Consider the following 25,298-nt stretch of genomic DNA (forward strand, 5'->3'; position numbering starts at 1 on the left):
TTGTCATAGGAATGTTAAATTCTATTGTTGATTTTTATACGATATTATCTTGACTTATTTTAAATAAAGTGACGTATTTTAAACTAAAAATGATTTATGTTAGGCCGTTTAAAAAGGCTAGCAATTTTTGTGTTGCTAATCCGCGGTGACTAATTTGATTTTTGGTTGCTGCGCTTAGCTCTGCAAATGTTTCGTTGTAACCTGTAGGTCTAAATATAGGGTCGTAGCCAAATCCTTTATCTCCAGATTTATCATAAGTAATTTCTCCTTTTACAATTCCTGTAAATAAAGTTTGCTGGCCTTTGTAGTTTAAGGTAATCACCGTTTTAAACTGCGCTTCTCTATCTTGATGTTCTTTTAAATTAGATAATACCTTGTTCATGTTGTCATTGGCATTTTTCTGTTCTCCTGCATACCGGGCAGAATATACTCCTGGCGCTCCATTTAATGCTTTTATCTCAAGACCTGTATCGTCAGCAAAACAATCTAGTCCGTAATTTTTACTAACATAATCTGCTTTCAAAATTGCGTTTCCTTCGATAGTGTCTGCTGTTTCGGGTATTTCTTCAAAGCAACCTATTTCCTCTAAACTTACTATTTGGATACTATCTGGCAGTAATTGCTGAATTTCGGCTATTTTATTTTTATTGTTGGATGCAAAAACAATTTTTATCATTTCTATGAGGGAATAATGGTTTATTTAAGTGTGTGACACATTTGTAAGGTTGTCTGGGAAATAACGATCAGATAAAGTAGTGAATTCATCTCCACGCATGAAGATACTGCTATCGACATCTGCAAAGCTTGTTTTTCCAGCTGCGGCTAATAGTTCGTTAGCAGAATGCAAAGTATTTTTATGAAAATGGTAAACGCGTTCTGATTTGTCAGTTACCACTAAGCCTTTCATGAGCATTTTATCTTGGGTAGCAACACCAGTTGGACAGCTATTGTTGTTACAACGCAATGCTTGTATGCAACCTAATGAAAACATAAATCCTCTTGCACTGTTACAAATATCGGCACCCATAGCTACAGCACGTAGAATGGAATATCCTGATATTATTTTTCCGCTTGAAATGATTTTAATATGGTCTCTAATTCCTAAATTAATCAATGTTTTATTTACAAAAATTAACGCCGGTTCAAATGGCATTCCTACACCGTCAGCAAATTCTAAGGGAGCTGCACCGGTACCTCCTTCGGCTCCATCAACTGTAACGAAATCAGGATAGCAATTTTGAACAACCATTTCTTGACAAATTAATTCGAACTCTATTGTTTGACCAATACAAAGTTTAAAGCCAATGGGTTTACCATTTGACAATGTTCGTAATTGTGCAATAAAAGCAATCAGTCCCTTAGCATCAGAAAAAGCAGAATGGCTTGGGGGCGACAATATAGTGGTGTGGGGTTCAACTCCTCTAATTTTTGCAATTTCTTCGGTATTTTTGCTAGCAGGTAAAACACCTCCATGTCCTGGTTTTGCTCCTTGAGATAATTTTATTTCAATCATTTTTACTTCGGGATGCTTTGTTTTTTCGGCAAATTTTTCTGGATCGAAATTACCTTCTTTTGTACGACACCCAAAATAACCAGTACCTATTTGCCAAGTAACATCACCACCCTGTAGATGAAACTGTGTTAATCCTCCTTCTCCGGTATTGTGATAAAAGCCCCCTTTTTTTGCTCCTTTATTTAAAGCCATTACCGCATTCTCGCTTAAAGAGCCAAAACTCATCGCAGAGATGTTTAGTAATGAAGCAGCATAAGGTTGTTTGCATTCAGGACCTCCAACCATAACTCGTGGTAAATCTTCATTTACTGCGGCTGGAAAAATCGAGTGTTTGATACCCTCATAAGTAGCGGTGTTGATGTTTAATTGCGTTCCAAAGGGAGTAGTGGAATCTATATTTTTAGCTCTTTGGTACACTAATGAGCGCTCATTTCTTGAAAATGGCTTACCGTCAGTACTACGCTCGATAAAATATTGTTGGATTTCGGGAGCAATTAATTCAAACAAGTATCTAAAATAACCTAACACGGGAAAATTGCGCAAAATTGCATGTTTGTGTTGGTTGGTGTTTATCAAGCCTACTGCCAGTAGAACAATTAATACAATAGTTAGAAAGTAAGCGGTGTGGAATAAAAAATTGATGGATAATGCAAAAATTAGTGCCACTAAACCAAATGCAAAAAATTTGTTTCTCATGTTAAGGGTTTTAAATAAGGGTTATACGTTTTGTATGAAAAATCTATTTGTTAATATGTGCTAGTGCATGTAAAAGCTAAAGTTTTAAAAGCTATTTTTACTTTAATAAACCCCAGTATTGTTAGAAAGGTAACACATGATTGTAAAATTACAAAGCAAAATTGAATTTTTAATAAAGGTAGTGATGTTATTAATTGTAACTAATTCCTACTCACAATATATTCTTAAAAGTGACTCGCTGCCTAGCAAGACTTCTTTACATAGCGTTACTGCTATAGTCAATTATGGAGCAACTAATTCTACACTTGAAGAAGTGGTTGCTAGCTTTGATAGTAAAGCTCCGCAGTTTTTAACAGTTCAAAATTATGACTTAGGTTTTACTGAAGATAATTTTTGGGGCCGTCTATGCATCGTTAATACTAGCGCTACAGATTTGCAATACTTCTTAGAGATGGCTCGGCCTATAACTAATGTGGTCGAACTATACTTAATTGACGACCTCACTAAGCAAGTTGTAAGGCAGCAAAGTGGGGACGCTATTCCTTTTAAGGATCGCAGTTTTTTAAGTAGAAAATCTATTTTTAATATCACTTTAAAATCAAATCGTTCCTATACAGTTTACTTCCATCTTAAAAGTGACGGTGAGGTGCTCTTGAGTCCGGTGACGCTTTATAGTGCCGAGGGGTATATTAATATGATCTCCTTTGAACAATTATTATATGGTGCTTTTTATGGTTTACTAGCGGTTACGGCAATTATATATTTTTTCTTTTTTGTCGCTTTAAGCGAAAAAATCTTTTTGTATTACACCTTATACGTGTTGTTTGTAGGATTGTTGCAATTTTCGTTAGACGGATTTTGGTTTAGGTATGTTACGCCGTCAGGAGGGTGGTTTTCTGATCATGCTGTACTTATTTTTGCCATTGTAGGTACCTTTTTATCGGGCAAATACAGTGAGGTCTTTTTAAATTTGAAGGAGAACAGCTCAGTGGTTTATAAAATATTTGTTTTTAGTTATGCTGTGCTGTTTACGATATTGTTCCTGGTGGTTTTTGTACCGTCTTTGCTAACGTTTTGTTATATAGCTATAAATGTAGTTGCGCTCCTATGCTTGCTATTAGTAGCTGCCGCAGTAATAAACTTGTACTTAAAGAAATGCAAAGTAAATTTGTTTTTTACCATCGGAATATGCTGTCTGGTAGTCGGTTTTACTCTTTTTATCCTGAATAATGTTGGAATTATTCCGGGCTCCTTTATAGCTGCAAATGGTACGAAACTAGGTACTACGCTTGAGGTGGTATTTCTATCTCTAGCTACTTCTAGTTTAATAAAAAACTTGAAGGATGAAAAAAACAGTTTAAATCGTTTAGCACTAGTGCGAGCAGAAGAAATGAATAGTTTAAAGTCCTACTTTTTATCAAATATTAGTCACGAGTTACGTACACCATTAAATGCGATTATGAATTTAATTGATTCTATCAGCAGCGATATAAAGGACGAGGGTATTAAGAAAAACTGTGAGGTTATAAAATATTCTTCTAGTAGCTTGCTGAATTCTGTAAACGATATTTTGGACTTTTCAAAAATAGAAAAGAAAGAGCTACACATTGACAGTGTGAAATTTAATCCTGCTCAGCTTGTTGAGAGATTGGCTAAAATCACTGCGTTAAGAGCAGAGGACAAACATTTGGATTTTATATTTGATAAACCTGAGAACATGCCTTTGCAATTCTTGGGAGACGAGATGCGACTGAATCAAATTATAAATAACATTTTAAATAATGCGATTAAATTTACAAATGAGGGTTGCATTACCTTTAAGGTAACCGTAGTAATGCTGAATAAAAGTCGCGCTAAATTGATTATTAAAGTAGCAGATAGTGGAATAGGAATATCTGATTTGAAAAGGGAGAGTATTTTTGATTCCTTCACGCAAAATAATAGTGATAATAAGAGGAATTTTAACGGTTTAGGATTGGGGCTTTACATTGTAAAAAAATTAATAGACATGCAAAACGGATCAATAGAGATTGACAGTAAATTAGGAAAAGGAACGACTTGCACGGTTGCACTTGATTATGATGTTGTTGCTCAAGAAGAAGGAGTAAAGGCTGTAAATCAAGCTGTAGTATATGACTTGAAGGGTAAAACAATATTAGTAGTAGAAGATAATTCTATTAACCAGATGGTGATTAAGATGATTGCTAAAAAATGGTTGAATGCCTCAGTTATTTACGCAAACAATGGACAAGAAGGGTTAGAGGCGGTTATGAATAATAAAATTGACATCATATTAATGGATCTACAGATGCCAATAATGGATGGTTACGAAGCGACACAAGCCATACGTGACGGACTCGCAGGGGCCGAAAACGCAAACATTCCTATTATAGCTGTAACGGCTGATGTCATGGAAACAACAAAAGCGCACATTGCTACAATAGGAATGAATAACTATATTTCTAAACCAATCCAGAAAGAAACTTTATTCCAGATGATTAAAGACTTGGTAGATTAATTAAATCGCAAGCGTACATAGACGTGTTTAATTCCTTTTTTGTCAGAATCTCTTTCATCTATTTCTAGTATATCAGTTAATGATTTGAGCATGGGTGTTAATTTTGCAAAACCATAATTTCTAGGGTCGAATTCTGGTTTTTTCTTAACAATTAAATTCCCTACATCACCTAGGAACGCCCATCCGCTGTCGTCTGCAAGGTCATCAATAGAGTCCTCGATTAAGTCAATTGTGGGTTCGTCAATTTTATTCAAAGGTTTTCTGATGTTTTTCTCAGGAGCTTTTTCAGTATTTTTTTCAACAACTTTCTTAGCTTCGGTGTTATTGTTTCTTTTAGGGGTGTTTTTCTTAATGGCACCATCTAATACTTCGATAAAAACAAAACGATCACATGCGCTGATGAAAGGTTTAGGTGTTTTTTGTTCTCCAATTCCGATTACTTTCATACCTGATTCACGCAATCTTATTGCTAGACGTGTGAAGTCGCTATCGCTAGAAACAATACAAAAACCGTCTAATTTACCAGAATATAGTAAATCCATGGCATCAATAATTAATGCAGAGTCAGAAGAATTCTTACCCGTAGTGTAGCTGTATTGTTGAATAGGGGTAATGGCGTGCTCTAGTAAAACTCCTTTCCATCCATTTGCATTGGGACGTGTCCAATCGGCATAGATGCGTTTTGTAGTGGGAGTACCGTACTTTGTTATTTCCTCCATCATACCTTTTACGTTGCTGTATGGGACGTTATCGGCATCAATTAAGACGGCTAATTTGAGTTCTCTAGTATTTTGTGACATATAAATGATTGCATTATGTGATTTTTCAAAGATACAAAGTTTAATGTAAAAATGATCTCTAGCCCTGATAGGAACGGCATCCTTTTACTTTTTTCTTTAAAAAGTAAAAGATATAGTGGATAGCAGGAATAGCTACATAAAAATAATTTTAATTTCAATACCTTTATAAAATATAAATAATTATTTTTGCAACCTCTTAAAATTAAAATTATTACTTAAATATATTATGGTAAAGGATTTATTCGAAAGAATTCAAAACAATAAAGGACCGTTAGGAAAATGGGCTTCACAAGCTGAAGGTTATTTTGTTTTTCCAAAATTAGAAGGAGAATTAGGTCCTAGAATGAAATTTCAAGGAAAAGACGTTTTGAACTGGAGTTTGAATGACTATCTAGGATTAGCTAATCACCCTGAGGTGAGAAAAGCTGATGCGGATGCGGCATTAAAATATGGTGCAGCTGCCCCAATGGGAGCAAGAATGATGAGTGGTCACACTAAATACCATGAACAATTAGAGAGTGAACTAGCTGCTTTTGTAATGAAAGAATCGGCTTATTTATTGAATTTTGGTTACCAAGGGATGGTATCTATTATTGATGCTTTAGTTACTAGAAACGATGTAATTGTATATGATGTTGATGGGCATGCTTGTATTATTGATGGTGTTCGTTTACACAGCGGAAAACGTTTTACATACAGACACAATGACATTGAAAGCATGGAGAAAAACCTGCAACGTGCTACTAAAATAGCTGAAGTTACTGGAGGAGGAATCCTTTTTATAACTGAAGGTGTTTTTGGAATGCGTGGTCAACAAGGAAAGTTGAAAGAAATTGTAGAAATGAAAAAGAAATACAATTTCCGTTTACTTGTAGATGATGCACACGGTTTTGGTACGCTTGGTAAAACAGGAGCTGGAGCAGGTGAGGAGCAAGGTGTACAAGATGAAATTGATGTTTACTTTTCTACTTTTGCTAAATCAATGGCTAATATTGGTGCATTTGTAGCTGCTGATAAAGATATTATTGATTATTTAAAATACAATTTACGTTCTCAAATGTTTGCAAAATCATTGCCTATGATTCAAACTGTAGGTTCGTTAAAACGTTTAGAGTTATTGCGTAATCATCCAGAATTGAAAGATAAACTTTGGGAAAACGTTAATACATTACAAAACGGATTAAAAGAAAAAGGATTTAACATAGGTGATACAAATACTTGTGTTACTCCAGTATATCTTGAAGGAAGTGTACCTGAAGCGATGGTGATGGTAAATGACTTGAGAGAGAATTACGGAATTTTCTTGTCTATTGTGATTTATCCTGTTATCCCAAAAGGAATGATTTTATTGCGTGTAATTCCTACTGCTTCTCATACTTTGTCTGATATTGATGAGACATTAGTAGCATTTGAAGCTATTCGTGAGAAATTAGAAAATGGTACATATAAAGAGATTGCTTCTACAACTAAAGTTGATTTAGACGCTTAAACTTTTACTTTTATACAATAATAGAAATCCGTTTGTCTTGTAGATAAACGGATTTTTTTATTATCAAATAGTAGATAGACCTATTTAAAAAGGACATACAATGAATAAACAATTATTGAGTTTACTGGTAGTTTTGTTGTGTTTTGTGGCTTGTAAAAAGGAGCCGGAGAACAATGGACTAGAAGATGTGCAAGGGATTGAAAATAGTATTGTTAATGAAGAATGTTACATGGCCTATAGTCAAAAAGACACGGTATTGTTGCATTTAAAAATAGCAAACAAGAATCAAGTAGCAGGATCGTTGCAGTATAAGTTTAATGAAAAGGACCGTAATGGCGGCACATTTAAGGGGGTACTTAAAGGAGATAGTTTAATTGCAAATTATTCTTTTTTGTCAGAAGGGGTTGTGAGTTCAAGAGATATGGTATTCTTGAAAAGAGGAGAAGCTTATCTAGAGGGCTATGGAGAAATAATCCAAAGTGCAAATGGAAGTGTGCGTTTTAAAAATCACAAAAACCTTAGGTTTGACGATAGCATATTGTTGTTAAAAACGGACTGCGAATAGTATAAAAAGAAAGCACCAATGCATTTAGAATAATTGCGTTGGTGCTTTTTCAATTTTTATAAATCCAGTTTAAATGTTTTTCTTTTGCAAATAACCTTTGGATCAAAATTTTTCCAGATGGCGTGAATAGCATGATTATCGGCTAATTCTGGTGTTCGTATACAGTTTTCGATTCCTTTTTCGGTAAACGTAGTGTGGTACTCTTTAAAAATAATTGCATGAGCACCTTTACTTTGGTAATCAGGATGAACTCCTATTAAATAGAAACAAACATCTTTACTGTTATTTCGAGCATTTAATAAATGATAAAATCCAAAAGGAAATAATTTTCCATTTGCTTTTTGAAGTGCTTTTGAAAAGCTTGGCATTACAATAGCGAAGGCAACTAAATTTTGGTCTTTATCTTCTACAAATTTGATGTATTCAGGATTGATAAAGCTAATGTATTTTTTCTTGAAGTACTCTTTCTGAATGTCGGTTATAGGGACAAAAGAAGATAAACTCGCGTAAGAGGCGTTAAATAAATCAAACATTTTATCGACGTAAGGCATAACATCCTTAGTCTTCTTGAAATTCAATGGTTTTAATTGGTACCTCTTTTTTATTATTTCCTGCGCTTTATCAAAGTACTCTAATTTTACATTTTTAAAAGGGAACTTGCTTTCTATATATTCCTTCTCTGTTTGAAAACCCAATTGTTCAAAGTGAGTGGCGTAGTAGGGGTGGTTGTACCAAGTAATCATAGTTCCTAATTCGTCAAACCCCTCAGTTAGCACACCTACTTTGTCTAAGTTAGAAAATCCCATAGGACCTTCTACGTGTTCTAAATTATTTTTACGACCTAATTCGTATACTTTTTCGAGCAAGGCTTTAGTAACTTCGATATCGTCAATAACGTCAAACCATCCAAAACGGACCTTCTTTTTCTGTTGGTCGTTTACTTCACTCCAGTTAATTATAGCGGTCACTCTCCCTACAACTTCGTCGTTCTTATAAGCCAGGTAGAAATAAGCTTCGGCGTTTTCAAATGCTGGGTTTTTAGTTTTGTCAAATGATTCTAATTCATCTGCAATAATGGGTGGGACCCAGTATTCATTGTTTTTATATAAAGAAAAAGGGAATTTTATATAAGTAGTTAATTCCTTTTTTGTTTTTACTTCTTTTACTGTAATCATGGTATTTTTAAGGTTGTGAGCATTGCGGTATTTAATGCGATGGCTCTTATGGTATTTTTAAATTTTATTTTAGATCGGTAGGCTTGAATATTTTAACGTCTCTGTGTTTTGCGTCGTAGCGCCAAGAGAAACCAATACCTCCATATAGAATTGACGGAGTATCTTTTAAACTAGAGCTTATTGAAGCATCTATTTGCATGTCGTCATTCAATAAATAGGCAGCTCCTCCTCTTATAATGGCATCGCTATAAAAGTCGCTTTTATATCCTTGATTTTCAACAAAACCAGACCATTCACGATTGAAAGCTTTAGTTAGTGTAATTATGTAGCTGTAACTAGGATCGTCAGTTGCGATATAATCTGCAATGATGTTTGTTACAAATACCCAGCTGCCATCTCCAAAATGATTTTGAGTGATTAACATGAATTTGGGCGAAATTTCAGCGTTAGGAGTATAATAGTAAGGATTGTTTTTACCTACAATATTTGCCCCAGCAAAAATACTTACTGCGGGTATAAATTGCTCCCAATTAAAACTATGATTTGCTTTCCAGCTGTATAAGTTGATTCTGTCGGCACTGTTTTTATAAGGGTCGAAAACTAAGTATTTAGCGCCAAGAACCGTTTGTCTTAAAGCTGAATTTGTTTTTTCAGTGAATCTAGCAGTATATTTTTCATACTGATATTGAAGATCTGCAATGACTTCTAATCGCTCTTTGAGTACTCCCCAACGTATGCTTGCGTCTAAACCAACACCTGTTTTATCATAATCTAGTAAGGCGTGATGCTGTTTTATGGCATAAGTCCCCACTTCACCCTGAATCACTTTTTTTCCTACCGCATAAGCAGACATGCTTTCACCTGGTCTATTAGAATTAATGATATCAGTATGTTGAGCAAAAAATAGAGTGGGTACCATTAAAAATGCAGAATACAGTGCTGATTTGATTTTTGACATAGCTATTTTGGTGTTAAAAGTAATATTGCATTTCAAATGTACTATAATTTATTATTAATTTAAGAAGGATAGTTCACATTTGTCCTTAAGTTTCGAGTTGGTTTTATTATTTTTGTAAAAAAAAATAATTATGCAAACTGCTTCTTTTGTAAGTTTTATACGAACACTATTTTTTATAATAGCTTTCTATTACGTCTTTAAGTTTTTGGCTAAATTATTCCTTCCACTTTTATTGAAAAAAGTAGTGCAAAAAGCAGAGAATAATTTCAAGCAACAACACCAGCAAGGGCGTGATCAGTCTTGGAATAACGCACAATCTGATCAAGAAGTATTCTACAAACCACCAGTTTCAAAACAATTTCATGAAACCAAAAAAGTAGGTGATTATGTGGATTACGAAGAAATAGATTAAGTTTGCCGAAGTTATCAAATATATACTCTTAAATAAGCGCTACATTGAAAGTTATTACTAAATTATATCCTCACGCCATTGCCATTTTAGGCTTTGTAATTGTTTCCCTTTTTTACTTCTATCCTGTATTACAAGGAAAACAAATTTTTCAATCAGATATTGTACAATATACTGGAATGGCAAAGGAGCAAAATGATTTTAGAGCTTCAGATCACGTAGAGCCTTACTGGACTAATAGCTCTTTTGGAGGGATGCCTACGTATCAATTAGGAGCAAAATATCCTCATGATTATATAGGTGCGATTGACGATGCTTTACGATTTTTACCGCGTCCTGCTGATTATTTATTTTTATACTTTTTAGGTTTTTATGGTTTATTGCTAGTGTTAAAAGTAGACCCGTTAAAGGCCTTTTTTGGTGCCATAGCTTTTGGTTTCTCGACCTATTTGATTATTATTTTGGGAGTGGGGCATAATGCAAAAGCACACGCAATTGCTTACATGCCTTTAGTTATTGCTGGAGTAATCTTAGTGTTCCAGCGTCGCTATGTGATTGGTGGACTACTAACGATGTTTGCCGCTGCCTTAGAAATTAATGCGAATCACTTTCAGATGACGTATTATTTACTATTATTTTTATTAATATTAGGAGGGTATTTTACATACCAATTCTTAAAAAATAAAGAATATAAGCCACTTTTAAAAGCGTTTGGGTTTCTTGCCATTGCAGGGATTCTAGCGATAGGGGCAAACGCTACTAATTTAATGGCTACTGCAGAATATGCAAGCTTTAGTATTCGATCAAAAAGCGAACTAACATATAATCCTGATGGAACTCCAAACACTACGAGTAGTGCAATGACTAAGGATTACATAACAGAATATAGTTATGGAGTAATGGAAAGTTTTAATTTGATTGCACCTAGAATTTTTGGTGGGTCAAATAGTGAAAACGTAGGTAAGGATAGTGAAATGTATGAGATGATGATTGGGAACGGCGTTCCTGATGCTCAAGCTGCTGATTTTGTTTCAGGTATGCCTACTTATTGGGGTGACCAACCTATTGTTGCCGCTCCTGCTTACATAGGAGTTATTGTTTTCTTTCTAGGAATTTTAGCTTTATTCGTTGATAATCGAAAAATTAAATACGTCTTCCTATCGGGAGCGGTTGCCTCATTACTACTTTCTTGGGGTAAAAACTTCCCTATTTTAACTGATTTCTTCATCGACTTTATCCCTATGTATGATAAGTTTAGAGCGGTTTCTTCAATACAAGTAATTCTTGAATTGTGTTTTCCGGTACTTGCTATTATGGGACTTCAATCATTTTTTAAATTAGATAGAGAACAACAGTTTAAACCATTGTGGCAGGCTGCTGCTATAAGTTTTGGTACTATTGCTATTTTGTTTTTAAGTAAAGGAATGTTCAGCTTTGCAGGAGCAAATGATGGGTATTACTTAGAAAGCTATGGTCCGCAATTTGTAGATGCGTTAAAAAGTGACCGTAAAAGCTTGTTCAATGCTGATTTATTGCGTTCTGCATTTTTAATTGTTCTGGCTGCTGGAGTTTTATGGTTGTATGTAAAAAATAAATTGGCACACACGACTGCTATAGTCTTAGTGGGATTATTTATGGTCTCTGATTTGTTCTTTGTAGACAAGAAATATGTATCTACAAAAGATTTTGTTTCTAGCCGTCAAGTAGAGGTTCCTTTTCAAGAAACGCCTGCTGATATAGAAATTGCAAAAGATCCTGGAATTTTCAGGGTATTTGAAGTGCAAAATTTAATGGGAGCTCGTACTTCTTATTTTCATAAATCAATAGGTGGTTACAGTGCAGTTAGACCGCGTAGAGTACAACAGTTATTTGACTACCAATTAGCCAAAAATAATTTAGAGGTACTTAATATGTTGAATGTTAAATATGTAATTCAACAAGATAAAGAAGGTAAGGACTTTCCAGCCATAAACCCTGATGCTAATGGAAATGCTTGGTTTGTAAGAGATGTGAAATTGGTTAATAAAGCCAATAACGAAATGAAATTGTTAGATAGATTCGATACAAAGCACGCAGCTATTTTTAATATTCATTTATACGGTGACAAGTTTAAAAATGCCCGCTTAAAACGCAATCTTGATGATAGCGGAACTATTAAATTAGAGGTGTACAAACCCAATTATCTAAAATATACGTCTAAAACAAAAAAAGAAGGACTGGCTGTTTTTTCTGAAATTTACTATGAAAAAGGGTGGAATGCCTATGTAGACGGAGTTAAAACAGATCATTTCCCTGTAGATTATGTTCTTAGAGCAATGATGGTACCTGCTGGTGATCACACGATCGAATTTAAATTTGAACCACAGGTCGTGAAAACAGGGAGCACAATTACATTGATTAGTACTGCTTTAATGTTACTACTTTTAATAGGAGGTATCTACTTTGAAAGAAAAGGTAAAGAAATTTAATCAGACAACAATTATCTAAAATTGCTGTTTGATATAGTAACTTTTACGATACAAATTTAATCAGTCTCTCAGTGGAACCCGAAAAGAAGAAAATTTTAATTATTACCTATTATTGGCCGCCTGCAGGAGGACCTGGAGTACAACGCTGGTTAAAATTTGTAAAATATTTACCAGAATTTGGCGTTCAGCCCATTATTTATGTACCAGAAAATCCTACCTATCCTATAGTTGATCATGACTTAGAAAAAGAGGTTTCTGATAGTGCTATAATTTTAAGAAACAAAATTTTTGAGCCGTACCAACTGGCTTCATTCTTTTCGAAAAATAAAACAAAAAAAATAAGCTCAGGAATTATTCCCAACTCTAAGAAGCAGTCCTTGTTAGACAAAGTATTTCTATGGATCAGAGGAAATTTGTTTATTCCTGATGCCCGCGTATTCTGGGTGAAGCCTTCAGTGCTTTATTTAGAGAAGTATATCAAAGAGCATAATATTGATACGATTATTACTTCGGGACCACCGCATAGTTTACACTTAATAGGTCTAGATTTAAAAAAACGTTTAGATGTTAAATGGTTTGCAGATTTTAGAGATCCCTGGACTACTATAGGCTATCATAAATCACTGCGTTTGTCTAGTTATGCTGCTGCAAAGCACAAGCGCTTAGAGAAAGAGGTCATGCAAACTGCAGATGAGATTATTGTGACTAGTAAAACTACTAAGAGTGAATTTCAAGCGATCAGCGTTAAGCCTATTACTGTAATTACAAATGGTTATGATGTGGTTTCAATTCCTGCTCAGGAGTTAGATTCTAAATTTAGCTTAGCACATATAGGTTCTTTCTTGTCTGAGAGAAATCCGCAAGTTTTGTGGACTGCTATTCAAGAATTATTAGTTGAAATCCCTTCTTTTAAAAGTGATTTAGAGATTAAATTAATAGGAGCGATAAGCCAAGAAGTACTAACATCATTATCTGAAAATAAATTAGATACGTACTTAAATAATTTGGGATACGTTTCTCATTTAGAGGCGATAGCACATCAAAAAAAGTCTCAGGTTTTACTCTTGATCGAAATAGATTCAGAAGATACTAAGAGCATTATTCCCGGTAAATTGTTTGAATATATGGTTTCAAATAGGCCTATAATAGCCATAGGGCCTAAAGGCTCTGATTTTGCGGATATTATCACCCAAACTAATACGGGTTTGTTTTTTGAATACACCGAAAAAGAGCGACTTAAAAAAGTGATCTTTGACTATTACAAGTTGTACCTAGAGGGTCAACTTAACGCAAATGGAGTTGGTTTAGCACAATATTCTAGAAAAAATCTAACAAAGCAATTAGTGCAACTGCTTAATAAATAATTTACGGGCACCGCCTTACTTGATAACCTCCACTTATGGGAATAGTTTTAAATCAATCTTTAAAGAATACTGTAATTACCTATCTTGGTTTTGGCATAGGTGCTATAAACACGCTTTATTTATACCCTGTATTTCTAGGTGCTACTTATTATGCGGTGACAAATTACATTTTATCGGCAGCAAATGTGATCATGCCGCTTTTTGCGATTGGAATGCAAAATACCTTAGTAAAATTTTACAGTCAGTATAAAACAGAGGAAGAACGCGAACGCTTTTTATCGTTTACCGTTTTGTTTCCCGTTTTACTGTGTATTCCTCTCGCGGTTATAGGACTGTTTTTCTTTGATGATTTGGTATATTTTGTATCAAAGAAGAATCCTATCGTTAAAACATTTATTTGGTTGATTCCATTCACTGGTTTGTGTATGGCTTATTTCGAAATATTCTATGCGTGGGCAAGAGTGCATATGCATTCAGTATTTGGGAATTTTGTTAAAGAAGTTGGATTAAGACTCTTTTCTCTTTTCGCTATTGTTGCTGTCTATTTTAACTGGATTTCGATTATTGATTTCGTTTACGTTACTTCTGGTATATACTTTTTAGCACTGATTATTACAATGTTATATGCCTTTAAAATCAAGAAGCCTAATTTTCAGTTTTATATTCCGACCAATGTTAAAGATATTCTAGAGTATACTTTCTACATTATTCTATCCGGTAGTGTAGCTAATTTATTGCTAGATGGAGACAAGTTAATGTTGAATCAATACATGGTAATCGAGAATATTGCTTATTACTCTGTAGCGACTTACATTGCTTTAGTGATATCTGTCCCTAGTCGCGCGATGCATCAAATTGTTTATCCCATTACGGCCAAATTAATGCATGAAGACAAATATGAAGAATTAAATGGATTGTATAAAAAGACGTCTATAAACTTGCAAGTAGTAGGTGGTTTTGTAATGCTTTGCATCTTTGTAAATATTAGCCAACTGTATGAGATTGTTCCCAAGGAGTATAGTGGCGGAATCGCAGTAGTTTTTATGATAGGACTGTCAAAATATTTTGATCTTATTTTAGGGAATAACAATGCTATTATCTTTAATTCTAAATATTATCGAATGGTATTATTTCTAGGATTGTTTCTGGTTGTAGTGACTATTTTATTAAATATGATTTTTATACCGCTTTATGGTATCATGGGGTCTGCTTTTGCAACACTTCTATCGATAACATTATACAGTTTAGCTAAACTATTATTTGTAGTAAAGCGCATGCATTTGTATCCCTTTACTAAGGAAACAGTTACTTCCCTAATTGTGACTGCGGTGCTGTTTTTAGCATTTTACTTTTGGGAATTTCCATTGTACCCTTTAATTGGAATCGCCTTAAAATCGATAATATTAACAGTGGTTTATTTGTATGTTAATTATAAATTAGTGGTGTCTAAAGAAATAAATGACATCATAAACAAGATGCTTTTTAAATTTCGATTAAAATCTTAGTGAAGGATTAAAATAGTGACTAGTTGGGTTTCAGATTTTACTTCGAAAATTATATAGATGATAATTTTATAACACAACTTAATTTAACCGTAACATTTGCGGGGGTAAATAGTAGTATTTTTGGCGCAAATGTTCAAAAGGGTCCAAAAATAATTGTTAATTAAGTGAAATATCACTAAAAGTGGGTATTGCAAGTGATTGATTAAGGACTTAATTTTGTGCTTCACTGTTGTCTAGATTTATAGTTCGATGTTGAAATTAAACCCTACCATTATTATGAATAGTCAATTGATTACTAATGATGAGAATTCTAAGAAGTTCTCTCAAATCCTTAAGGATAAACTGAGTAAAGGTTTTGTAATTGAAGAGAGGAATGATAAGTTGCCTTTCGCTGTATTGTCTAAGAAGAGGAAGATCAATCACAATATTTATTTTGTGATATCATGTGTAACACTAGGATTAGGATCTATTCCTTGGATTTACAAAAGCTTTCTTTCATCTAAAGAAAAACGCATTTTAGTTGCTCTTGATGAAGATGGTAACGCATTTGAAGACAAATGTTATAGCTAATTGCAAATGGCTTTTAGTTGAAAGAAAATAGCCTACTACATTCTATATGTACTAGGCTATTTTTTTTATTATTACAATTTGTCAATTAAATAATGACCGGTAATAGATTTTTTGTTCTTTGCTACTTGCTCTGGCGTACCCGTTGCTAAAAGCTGTCCTCCATTTTCCCCACCTTCTGGGCCCAAGTCGATCACCCAGTCAGCACATTTTATTAGGTCTAAATTGTGCTCAATTACTAGAATAGAGTGTCCTTTTTCTATCAAGGCATCAAAGGACGCTAGCAATTTTTTTATATCGTGAAAGTGCAAACCAGTTGTGGGTTCGTCAAATACAAACAAAGCTTTGTCTTTTGTGGCACCTTTAACTAAGAACGAGGCTAGTTTAATTCGCTGTGCCTCACCTCCTGATAATGTTGAAGAGGACTGTCCTAACTGTACATAGCCTAAACCAACGTCGTGTAATGGTTGTAGTTTTTGAGTGATTTTAGTCTGCTTGTTTTTTTCAAAAAAGGCTAAAGCATCATCTATGGTTAATGTTAGAATATCATGAATGTTTTTCCCTTCAAAATCGACCTCAAGAATTTCCTTCTTGAAACGTTTGCCGTGACAGGTTTCACAAGGTAATTGCACATCGGCCATGAAAACCATTTCTACATTTATAGTTCCTTCTCCTTTACAGGTTTCGCAGCGACCGCCATCAACATTAAATGAAAAATGTTTAGGTAGATAACCTCTTACTTTTGATAGCTTTTCTTTAGCAAATAAGTCTCTTATGTCATCATAAGCTTTGATGTATGTTACAGGATTAGATCGCGAACTTCTACCTATCGGATTTTGATCTACGTATTCAATGTGTTTAATTTGAGAGAACGAACCACTCATTTCAGTGAATTGTCCTGCTTTTTCTCCTGCGTTTTCCAACTTCTTTTGCATCGCTGGAAACAATATTTTCTTGATCAATGTACTTTTTCCGCTACCTGAAACTCCGGTAATTACTGTAAGCACATCTAATGGAAATATTACATCAATATTTTGTAAATTGTTTTCACGAGCTCCTTTTATTTCGATAAAATTTTTATAAGGACGGCGTTTTTTAGGGACACTAATTTCTAGGTCACCATTTAAATATTGGGCGGTAAGTGAACTGGATTTTAGTATTTCATCATAAGTTCCTTGTGCTACTAGTTCTCCTCCATGCGTACCTGCTTCGGGCCCTATATCGATAATCATATCTGAAGCCTTCATGATATCCTCATCGTGCTCCACTACAATTACGGTGTTACCTAAATCTCTTAGCGACAGCAATACTTTGATTAACCTCTCAGTGTCTTTTGGGTGTAAACCTATACTTGGTTCATCTAAGATATACATCGATCCTACTAGGCTGCTTCCTAGTGAAGTGGCTAAGTTGATACGCTGTGATTCTCCTCCTGATAAGGTGGCTGAATTTCGGTTTAATGTAAGGTAGTCAAGTCCTACTTCTGTTAAAAATGACAATCTGTTATTGATTTCGATCAATAATCTTTTGGCAATTTGCTGTTCATAAACATCAAGATCGATATTTTTAAAAAAATCAACCAAATGTCTAATTGGTAAATCAACTAATTCAGATACTGTTTTAGAATTGATTTTTACATAAGAAGCTTCGACTCTTAATCTTTTACCTTTACAAGCATGGCACTTAGTCTTACCGCGGTATCGCGACAACATTACCCTGTTTTGTATTTTATAATTTTTTTCTTCAAGCTCTTTAAAGAAATCATTTAGACCTTGAAAATAGCTGTTTCCAGTCCAAATTAACTCTTTCTGCTCCTCTGATAATTCAAAATACGGTTTGTGAATAGGGAAATCAAATTGATATGCCTTTTTTATTAACTCGTCCTTATACCAGCTCATGCTTTCACCACGCCACGGGTAAATTGCATTTTCATAAACGGATAAAGTAGTATTAGGAACAACCAGCTCTGCATCAATACCTATTATGTTTCCGTAGCCTTCGCATACTGGGCAGGCTCCGTAGGGATTGTTAAAACTAAATAAATGTACGTTTGGTTCAAGAAAGGTAATTCCGTCAAGCTCAAAGTTATTTGAATAACTCATTCTCTTGTGTGTTTTTACCTCTTGCAAATAACAAATTCCTTTACCTTCAAAGAAAGCAGTTTGCACAGCATCAGCTAATCTATTGTAGAATTCTTCTTCGTCTTTAACAACAATTCTATCTACTATTAAATACAATTCTTTTTTAGTAAGTCCTTTAGGTAAATCGTCTAGACGTACCATTTCGTTATCAACTAATATTCTGGCAAAACCTTGCTGCAATAAGACATTTAGTTTATCCTCTAATTTTCTCCCTTTCTCTAGATGAATAGGAGCTAGTAGTAACCACTTGCTATCTATAGGTAATTCTTTTACATCCTTCACAACATCTGTAACGGTATTTTTCTTTACCTCTTGACCAGAAATAGGAGAGAAGGTGCGTCCTATTCTTGCATACAGTAATTTTATATAGTCGTAAATTTCGGTACTTGTCCCTACAGTCGATCGCGCATTTGTAGTATTTACTTTTTGCTCGATTGCGATAGCAGGTGCAATCCCTTTAATGTATTCAACTTTTGGTTTATCTAATCGCCCCAAGAATTGCCTCGCATACGACGACAAACTCTCTACATAGCGACGTTGTCCTTCTGCATAAAGTGTATCGAATGCCAAGCTTGATTTTCCAGAACCCGAAAGTCCTGTGATAACCACTAATTTATTTCTTGGGATGGCGACATCTACACTTTTTAAATTGTGTACCTGCGCACCCTTTATGATGATATTTTTCTTTGGATCTAATTTGGAAAAGGCAACTTGCATAAAAAAATATTGTTTCTACAAAAGTAATGAATTTTGAACAGAAGATTGGCTATCAACAAATCACAATTTTAAGTTATAAACGACTTAAAAATAGCCAAAAATACTTTCGCGAAAGCGGATATAAATCAAGATATTAGCTTTTGTTTTCGAAATAAATCTGTTGAGCATTGGCTTGCTAGCGAACTTTAAAATGTACCGCTCACGTTGAATATTTGTGTTTAGAAAAGTTGGGTATGAAGTACATTTTAGCTGCCAAATCCAATACTCATAAAAATTAAAATGTACATTTACACACTCACTAAATCAACCTACTACAATTTGAAAACAGTAATAACCTTTGTCTTCACGTTGCTTTGCGCTTTCTTATCTGCGCAGGAACTGCCACCCATTGTTAAATATGGTACCGCAACTTACAATGCCGGTAACCAGAACTGGATGATTTCTCAAGGTCAAAACAAGTTTGTCTACTTTGCAAATAACGAAGGCCTCTTAGAATTTAACGGTGCTAGTTGGCAACTGTATCCATCTGTAAATGAAACGATCATTAGGTCAGTCAAAGTCATTGATGAAAGTATTTATACGGGATGCTATATGGAGTTTGGTTTTTGGAAACGAAAAACAGATGGTAAACTTGCTTATCACTCACTTAGCAAAACAATCAAAGGGAAGATCTTAGATGATGAACAATTTTGGAACATCTTGAATTACGAACATTGGGTAGTTTTTCAATCATTGAATCGAATATATATCTATGATTTAGAGAAAAAAAATATAAAAATTATCAGTCCTCCAACAGGAATTTTCAGATCGTATCAAACAAAAAATGCTATTTATTATCAATCAGGTAGTGGTGAGCTATTTGAAATAGAAGGGGGCAAAAGTAAATTAGTAAGCAATGCTACGGAGTTTAAAAATAATAGAATTATAAATATTTTCGGCACGCTACAGGGGTTATTGATTCAAACCCAAAAACAAGGATTTTACAAGCTCACAGCAGGTAAAATTGAAAAATTCATTACCCAAGTCGATAGTCAACTCGCAAGTAGTAGTGTTTATAGCAGCCAATTATTAAAAGATGGCACTTATGCTATAGGTACCGTGTCTAATGGGATTTTTATACTTACAAATACGGGCAAGCTAAAATACCATATTTCGCAAAATCAAGGTTTGAGTAACAATACCGCGCTATCACTATTTGAAGATAAAGAACGAAATTTATGGGTTGGTCTTGATAATGGTATTAATTGCATCAACATGCAATCACCCATACAAAGTTATGTCGATGATACTGGAGTTCTAGGAACGGTTTATTGTGCCAAGTTATATGAGGGTAAATTATACATAGGAACAAATCAAGGATTATTTTACAAAACCATTAATTCTAACGAGAATTTCACACCTTTAAAAGGGACTAAAGGACAAGTGTGGTCGCTTTATGAGCATGATGGTACATTGTTTTGTGGTCATGATCTAGGAACATTTATTATCAATGGTGCTACTGCAAGCAGTATTTTTTCACAGTCTGGTACTTGGAAATTTGAGAAGTTGCCTGGTAACAATGCTATACTGGTCCAAGGGAATTACTACGGACTCTCTATTTTAAAGAAAGAAAACGGTCAATGGGTTTTTAAAAATAAAATTGCGGGTTTTGATTATTCTTCTAAGTATTTTGAGTTAGCAACAAACAATGAGATTTTTGTTAGTCATGAGTATAAAGGCATATATGGACTCAGCTGTGATTCGGGATTGACTAATGTGCTTAAGGTAAAAAGTTATGCCGCTCCCACTAAAGGTAAAAATGCGTCCTTAGCAAAGTATAATGGACAAATTTATTATGCCTATAAAGAAGGTGTGTATCAATTAAATAGCAAATTAAGAACATTTGTAAAAGATACCTTATTGAGTTCAGTATTTGAAAATGATGAATACACATCAGGAAAGATAATTGTCGATAATTCTAACAAAATATGGCTGTTTTCAAAAAATTATATCAGCTATTTTTCATCGAGTAAGCTAAGCACTCAGTTAAAGAAAAATAGTATTCCTATTCCGGTGTCACTTACTAACTCTATGCTAGGGTACGAGAATATAGCACAACTATCACCATACGAATATTTATTTGGCACAACAGATGGTTATTATATCATGAATATAAATGATTTAAGTTTTATAGACTATGCGGTATCATTAACAACTGTAGTAACAAATACTTTAAATGGTACCCCAGAATTTGCTAGTTTAAATACAGAAGCTTCGTTTAAAGCTACTGATAATAACATCACATTTAATTATACGGTCCCTGAATACAATAAATACATTAGCGCCGAATTTCAGTATTTATTAGACGGTTTTCAGGAAGAGTGGAGCGATTGGAATGCAAAATCTACTGTTAGTTTCAAGAATTTGCCTCCAGGGGATTATGTTTTTAAAGTAAAAGCTCGTTTTGCTAATGCAACATTAGAAAATACAATTGCCTATACTTTTACCATTTTAAAGCCATGGTACTATACAAACCTAGCTGTTTTTTTATATTTTGTAATAGCGTTAATAGTGGCGCGACTAGTGCATAAAAAGTATAAAAGTTATTACAAGGAGCAAGAAGAGAAACTAATTGATGAGAATAACCTTTTACTCGAAATCAAAGAATTAGAAAATCAACAACAGTTGATGCATTTGCGCAATGAGCAATTGTCTCAAGATGTAGACATTAAGAGCAAGGAACTTGCAGCATCTACTATGGATTTAAATAGTAAAAACGAATTGCTTGAAATCATTAAAGAAGATTTGAAGAAGACAAATATAGATGAGAATAGAAGCATAAAATCGGTGATTACTACTATTAATAAAAACATTACCGGTACTGATTCTTGGAGTGTTTTTAAGGATGCATTTGAAAGCAAAGATAAAGATTTCTTCAAAAAGATTAAGGAATTACATCCCTCTTTGACTTCAAATGATTTGCGATTGTGTGCTTACTTGAGGTTGAATTTAACTTCTAAAGAGATTGCACCTATGTTAAATATTTCAGTACGTAGTGTCGAAATAAAAAGGTATCGTTTGCGTAAAAAACTCGAATTAGCGCACGAACAAGGATTAACCGAGTACATTTTAACTGTATAGTTTTTTACTTCTACGCTCGTTTTACCTATACATTACCACAACATTAACGTTATCGCTGTGGTTCCATGTTACTTAGGGATACTCTTAATTTATATTTAACAGGCCGTTTTTAGCGTTTTATTATAAGATTAAGAATTAATTGTGCTTTTTTTTGTATTGTATGTTTTTTGTAGAGGTTGATTTTAGTAATAGTTTATTATACTAGTATTAATTTTATAATTCACAAAAAACATAAATTATGAAATCAAATTATCTATTAATCATTTTCCTTTTGTTCTCTACTTTTGGTTTTTCTCAAAGTATTACAGTAGGAGGAGTAGTAAAGGAGAAAGCTACCGGCTTACCTATTCCGGGAGCAAATGTTCAAGTAAAAAATTCAAATACTGGAACTGTAACTGACTTTGACGGACTGTTTACTTTAAAAGCTGTCTCTCCAGGAGCAACTGTAGTAGTCTCTTATATTGGTTATAGAAATTTTGAATTCAAGGCCAGTGCTGCAACTACTACTTTCACAATTACTTTAGAAGAAGATGCTAAAACATTGGATGAAGTTGTAGTGATAGGGTACGGATCTCAAAAACGTAGAGAGGTAACTGGAGCTGTTTCAGTAGTAGATAATAAAACACTTGAAATATTAAAGCCTGTTAAAATTGAGCAGGCATTACAAGGAACTGTTTCTGGTGTAAATGTGACTACACAATCAGGTTCGCCTGGTGCGGCTCTAGATATTCGTATTAGAGGTATTGCAACTAATGGGGAAAACAGGCCAACAACAATTATTGATGGTTATGTAGGAGAACTAGGTTTGCTTAACCCTAATGATATCGAGTCTATAACAGTATTAAAAGATGCACAAGCAGCTATATACGGAACAATTGGTGCCAATGGAGTAATTTTGGTGACAACCAAATCAGGGAAGAAAAATGCTAAAGCAAGAATCTCTTACAATACTTATGTAGGGTTTCAAGAAGCATCAAAAAAATTGAACCTATTAAATGCTACTGAGTACGCTCTTTTATTAAATGAAAGTTATGCAAACGGTGGTAATGCCTTGCCTTATACAAACGTCACAGGTTTAGGAAAAGGAACTAACTGGCAAGACGAAGTAATTAGTAATAGTGTGCCTATCATTAACCATGATATATCCATTTCTGGAGGATCAGATAAGGTGACTTATGCAGTTAGTGGATCACACTTAGATCAAGAAGGTATCGTAGGGGAACAAAAATCAGGTTTTTTAAGAAATACAGCTAGAGTCTCTTTAACAGCAGATGTAAGTGAAAAGTTAAAATTAAAAACAAACGTAATCTATACTTATTTTAATCGAAAAACATTAAGTGAAAATGGTTTAGGATCTGTATTGTTTAATGCATTAAATATTCCTTCTGTCCTTTCTCCACGTAACGATTCTGGAGCATACACAGTTGTTCCCAACACAACAGGATTAGGTAACGAAATCATTAATCCACTGGCTCAAATTGAAAATACTAATAACGATTACAACTTCAAGAAGCTAAATGGAAACTTTGGTCTAGAATACAAATTCATCGATGGTTTAACTTTATCAAGTTCGATGGGATTCAATACCTCAAATTCAAAGTCTAGAGATTTCGCAAAAGCGGTAAGTTATGGAGGTAAAGTATTTGATGTGGTAAGGAGTTCTGTTACACAAAATGCTATCAATGATAATGATTATTCCTTTGATGCTTTTGCTACTTATAAAAAGTCCATTGCTGACGATCACAATTTTGAAGTTACTCTAGGAAACACCATTTACAAGCAATGGGGAAATGGTTTGTATGCCACTGGATACGACGTACCTAATAATTCTTGGGATTTTGCAGACATTGGTTTGACGACAGGGGTTTTAGAAGCAAAAACAAATAGCTCTTATTCTTATGACGAAAGACGTCTTTCTTATTTTGGAAGAATGCAATACGATTACAAAGGGAAATATTTGTTATCTGCTATGATAAGACGTGATGCTTCAACAAAATTTGGACCTGGAAACAAAGTAGGATACTTTCCTTCATTTACTGCAGGGTGGGTAGTTTCTGACGAAGGCTTCTTTGGCGAAGACAAAAAAGTAAACTTCATGAAATTGAGAGCAAGTTACGGAACGCTAGGAAACGATCAAATCCCGAATAACGGTTATGTAGGTTTACTATCTGGAGAAGGAACTTATGTTTTAGATGGCTCGCTAGTAAATGGTACGGCAACAGGACAACTTGCAAATCCTGATTTAAAATGGGAGGAAGCTAAGAAATTTGATGTTGGTATGGATGTGAATTTATTTAATAATAAACTTTCTCTTGTTGCAGATTATTTCATTGATACGCGTTCTGATTTATTAATTCCAAATATTCCAGTATCTGGAATTACAGGGGTTTATGCGCCTGGAGCTTCTGCACCAACAGTGAATGCAGGGACAGTGCGTAATTCAGGTTTGGAATTTTCTGCAAATTATAAACATGATTTTTCTGAAAATTTCAATATGACTGTAGGCTACAATGTAACCTTCCTTAAAAATGAAGTTTTAGAAGTAAATAATGGAACTGGGTTTATCCCAAATGGTTCTTTTGGTGTTGGGCAACCGGCGCCTTCGAGAATGGAAGAAGGTTTACCAATAGGATATTTTTATGGATACAAAACAGACGGAGTTTTTCAAAACCAAGCAGAAGTTGATGCACATCCTTCTCAATTAGCGTTAGGTGCAAATGCTGCTCCTGGTGATATAAAATTTGTTGATACTAATACAGATGGTAAAATAGATGCAGATGATCGTACTAATATTGGAGACCCAATTCCTCAAGCGACAATGGGGTTCAACTTACAGATGAATTATAAAAATTTAGATTTTGCTGTTTACACTTTTGCTTCTGTAGGAAATGATATGGTACGTAATTATGAAAGAACACTATCTGATGCTAATCGTCTCAACTATGTATTAGATCGCTGGACTGGTGAAGGAACAAGTAATTATGTGCCGCGTGTAACTACTGGAGCTACTGCAAATAACGTTTTCTCTGATTATTTTGTTGAAGACGCTTCTTACCTAAGAATTCAAAATATTCAATTGGGGTATACTTTAAACCCTAAAGTTTCTGAATTAGCTAAAATAACAAAATTGCGTTTTTATGCAGGAGTGAATAATTTGTACACGTTTACAAAATACAAAGGATTTGATCCAGGTGCTTCAAATGGAAACCCTATAGGTGGTGGAATTGACTACGGTTTCTATCCTATTCCTAGAACATACTTGTTAGGTTTAAACATTAATTTTTAATTTAAAT

At 34.2% G+C, this 25,298-nt stretch carries 16 protein-coding genes; 10 read left to right on the plus strand and 6 right to left on the minus strand.

What is annotated here, in order from left to right; all coding sequences use genetic code 11:
- Positions 1–94: 94 nt before the first annotated feature.
- A complete protein-coding gene (locus HNQ00_RS12525) occupies positions 95–673 on the minus strand; it encodes a non-canonical purine NTP diphosphatase (RefSeq protein ID WP_173838882.1) in 579 nt (192 codons plus the stop codon).
- A 27-nt stretch (positions 674–700) separates the two neighbouring features.
- Positions 701–2,209, minus strand: a complete 1,509-nt coding sequence (locus HNQ00_RS12530) for an FMN-binding glutamate synthase family protein (protein ID WP_173838839.1) — start codon at positions 2,207–2,209, stop codon at positions 701–703.
- Positions 2,210–2,345: 136 nt separating this feature from the next.
- Here HNQ00_RS12530 and HNQ00_RS12535 point away from each other — a divergent pair, with 136 nt between their 5' ends.
- Positions 2,346–4,727, plus strand: a complete 2,382-nt coding sequence (locus HNQ00_RS12535; RefSeq protein ID WP_173838840.1) for a hybrid sensor histidine kinase/response regulator — start codon at positions 2,346–2,348, stop codon at positions 4,725–4,727.
- On the opposite strand, the gene HNQ00_RS12540 is transcribed toward HNQ00_RS12535, so the two are convergent.
- A complete protein-coding gene (locus HNQ00_RS12540) occupies positions 4,724–5,527 on the minus strand; it encodes an NYN domain-containing protein (RefSeq protein WP_173838841.1) in 804 nt (267 codons plus the stop codon). The two genes, HNQ00_RS12535 and HNQ00_RS12540, sit on opposite strands and share 4 nt — an antisense overlap.
- 226 nt (positions 5,528–5,753) lie before the next feature.
- Here HNQ00_RS12540 and HNQ00_RS12545 point away from each other — a divergent pair, with 226 nt between their 5' ends.
- Both HNQ00_RS12545 and HNQ00_RS12550 read left to right on the plus strand, forming a co-directional pair.
- Positions 5,754–7,016 carry an aminotransferase class I/II-fold pyridoxal phosphate-dependent enzyme gene (locus HNQ00_RS12545; RefSeq protein ID WP_173838842.1) on the plus strand — a complete coding sequence of 421 codons (1,263 nt, stop codon included), beginning with the start codon at positions 5,754–5,756 and terminating at the stop codon, positions 7,014–7,016.
- 100 nt (positions 7,017–7,116) lie between these two features.
- Entirely contained in the window at positions 7,117–7,581 is a 465-nt protein-coding gene (locus HNQ00_RS12550; protein WP_173838843.1) for a hypothetical protein, read from the plus strand.
- A 56-nt stretch (positions 7,582–7,637) separates the two neighbouring features.
- On the opposite strand, the gene HNQ00_RS12555 is transcribed toward HNQ00_RS12550, so the two are convergent.
- Both HNQ00_RS12555 and HNQ00_RS12560 read right to left on the minus strand, forming a co-directional pair.
- Positions 7,638–8,756 (minus strand): GTP cyclohydrolase, encoded by a 1,119-nt coding sequence (locus HNQ00_RS12555; RefSeq protein WP_173838844.1) that lies wholly within the window; start codon positions 8,754–8,756, stop codon positions 7,638–7,640.
- Between the two features lie 64 nt (positions 8,757–8,820).
- Positions 8,821–9,714 (minus strand): transporter, encoded by an 894-nt coding sequence (locus HNQ00_RS12560; RefSeq protein ID WP_173838845.1) that lies wholly within the window; start codon positions 9,712–9,714, stop codon positions 8,821–8,823.
- Between the two features lie 130 nt (positions 9,715–9,844).
- Between HNQ00_RS12560 and HNQ00_RS12565 the strand changes: the two genes are divergently transcribed.
- The 5 genes from HNQ00_RS12565 (at position 9,845) to HNQ00_RS12585 (ending at position 16,030) form a co-directional block, all read left to right on the plus strand.
- Complete coding sequence (locus HNQ00_RS12565) at positions 9,845–10,126, plus strand: DUF4834 family protein (protein WP_173838846.1); 282 nt, start codon at positions 9,845–9,847, stop codon at positions 10,124–10,126.
- A gap of 44 nt (positions 10,127–10,170) precedes the next feature.
- A complete protein-coding gene (locus tag HNQ00_RS12570) occupies positions 10,171–12,591 on the plus strand; it encodes a YfhO family protein (RefSeq protein WP_173838847.1) in 2,421 nt (806 codons plus the stop codon).
- Between the two features lie 71 nt (positions 12,592–12,662).
- Entirely contained in the window at positions 12,663–13,955 is a 1,293-nt protein-coding gene (locus tag HNQ00_RS12575; protein ID WP_173838848.1) for a glycosyltransferase family 4 protein, read from the plus strand.
- Between the two features lie 35 nt (positions 13,956–13,990).
- Entirely contained in the window at positions 13,991–15,460 is a 1,470-nt protein-coding gene (locus HNQ00_RS12580) for an oligosaccharide flippase family protein (RefSeq protein WP_173838849.1), read from the plus strand.
- Between the two features lie 276 nt (positions 15,461–15,736).
- Positions 15,737–16,030, plus strand: a complete 294-nt coding sequence (locus tag HNQ00_RS12585; RefSeq protein WP_173838850.1) for a hypothetical protein — start codon at positions 15,737–15,739, stop codon at positions 16,028–16,030.
- 71 nt (positions 16,031–16,101) lie between these two features.
- Here HNQ00_RS12585 and uvrA read toward each other — a convergent pair whose 3' ends face one another.
- Positions 16,102–18,885, minus strand: a complete 2,784-nt coding sequence (uvrA, locus tag HNQ00_RS12590) for an excinuclease ABC subunit UvrA (RefSeq protein WP_173838851.1) — start codon at positions 18,883–18,885, stop codon at positions 16,102–16,104.
- A 318-nt stretch (positions 18,886–19,203) separates the two neighbouring features.
- On the opposite strand from uvrA, the gene HNQ00_RS12595 reads away from it, so the two are divergent.
- Both HNQ00_RS12595 and HNQ00_RS12600 read left to right on the plus strand, forming a co-directional pair.
- On the plus strand, positions 19,204–22,005 hold the full coding sequence (locus tag HNQ00_RS12595) for a triple tyrosine motif-containing protein (protein WP_254598518.1): 2,802 nt from the start codon (positions 19,204–19,206) through the stop codon (positions 22,003–22,005).
- Between the two features lie 238 nt (positions 22,006–22,243).
- Positions 22,244–25,291 carry a SusC/RagA family TonB-linked outer membrane protein gene (locus tag HNQ00_RS12600; RefSeq protein WP_173838853.1) on the plus strand — a complete coding sequence of 1,016 codons (3,048 nt, stop codon included), beginning with the start codon at positions 22,244–22,246 and terminating at the stop codon, positions 25,289–25,291.
- Positions 25,292–25,298: the final 7 nt, after the last annotated feature.

It is taken from the genome of Flavobacterium aeripolare, assembly GCF_013294025.1.
Taxonomy (GTDB): Bacteria; Bacteroidota; Bacteroidia; order Flavobacteriales; family Flavobacteriaceae; genus Flavobacterium.

Bases quoted from the DNA above. Each gene is read 5' to 3' on its own strand.
- HNQ00_RS12545 (WP_173838842.1), top strand. From the start codon at position 5,754: ATGGTAAAGGATTTATTCGAAAGAATTCAAAACAATAAAGGACCGTTA.
- HNQ00_RS12535 (WP_173838840.1), top strand. From the start codon at position 2,346: ATGATTGTAAAATTACAAAGCAAAATTGAATTTTTAATAAAGGTAGTG.
- HNQ00_RS12580 (WP_173838849.1), top strand. From the start codon at position 13,991: ATGGGAATAGTTTTAAATCAATCTTTAAAGAATACTGTAATTACCTAT.
- HNQ00_RS12555 (WP_173838844.1), bottom strand. From the start codon at position 8,756: ATGATTACAGTAAAAGAAGTAAAAACAAAAAAGGAATTAACTACTTAT.
- HNQ00_RS12560 (WP_173838845.1), bottom strand. From the start codon at position 9,714: ATGTCAAAAATCAAATCAGCACTGTATTCTGCATTTTTAATGGTACCC.
- HNQ00_RS12565 (WP_173838846.1), top strand. From the start codon at position 9,845: ATGCAAACTGCTTCTTTTGTAAGTTTTATACGAACACTATTTTTTATA.
- HNQ00_RS12550 (WP_173838843.1), top strand. From the start codon at position 7,117: ATGAATAAACAATTATTGAGTTTACTGGTAGTTTTGTTGTGTTTTGTG.
- HNQ00_RS12585 (WP_173838850.1), top strand. From the start codon at position 15,737: ATGAATAGTCAATTGATTACTAATGATGAGAATTCTAAGAAGTTCTCT.
- uvrA (WP_173838851.1), bottom strand. From the start codon at position 18,885: ATGCAAGTTGCCTTTTCCAAATTAGATCCAAAGAAAAATATCATCATA.
- HNQ00_RS12530 (WP_173838839.1), bottom strand. From the start codon at position 2,209: ATGAGAAACAAATTTTTTGCATTTGGTTTAGTGGCACTAATTTTTGCA.
- HNQ00_RS12600 (WP_173838853.1), top strand. From the start codon at position 22,244: ATGAAATCAAATTATCTATTAATCATTTTCCTTTTGTTCTCTACTTTT.
- HNQ00_RS12540 (WP_173838841.1), bottom strand. From the start codon at position 5,527: ATGTCACAAAATACTAGAGAACTCAAATTAGCCGTCTTAATTGATGCC.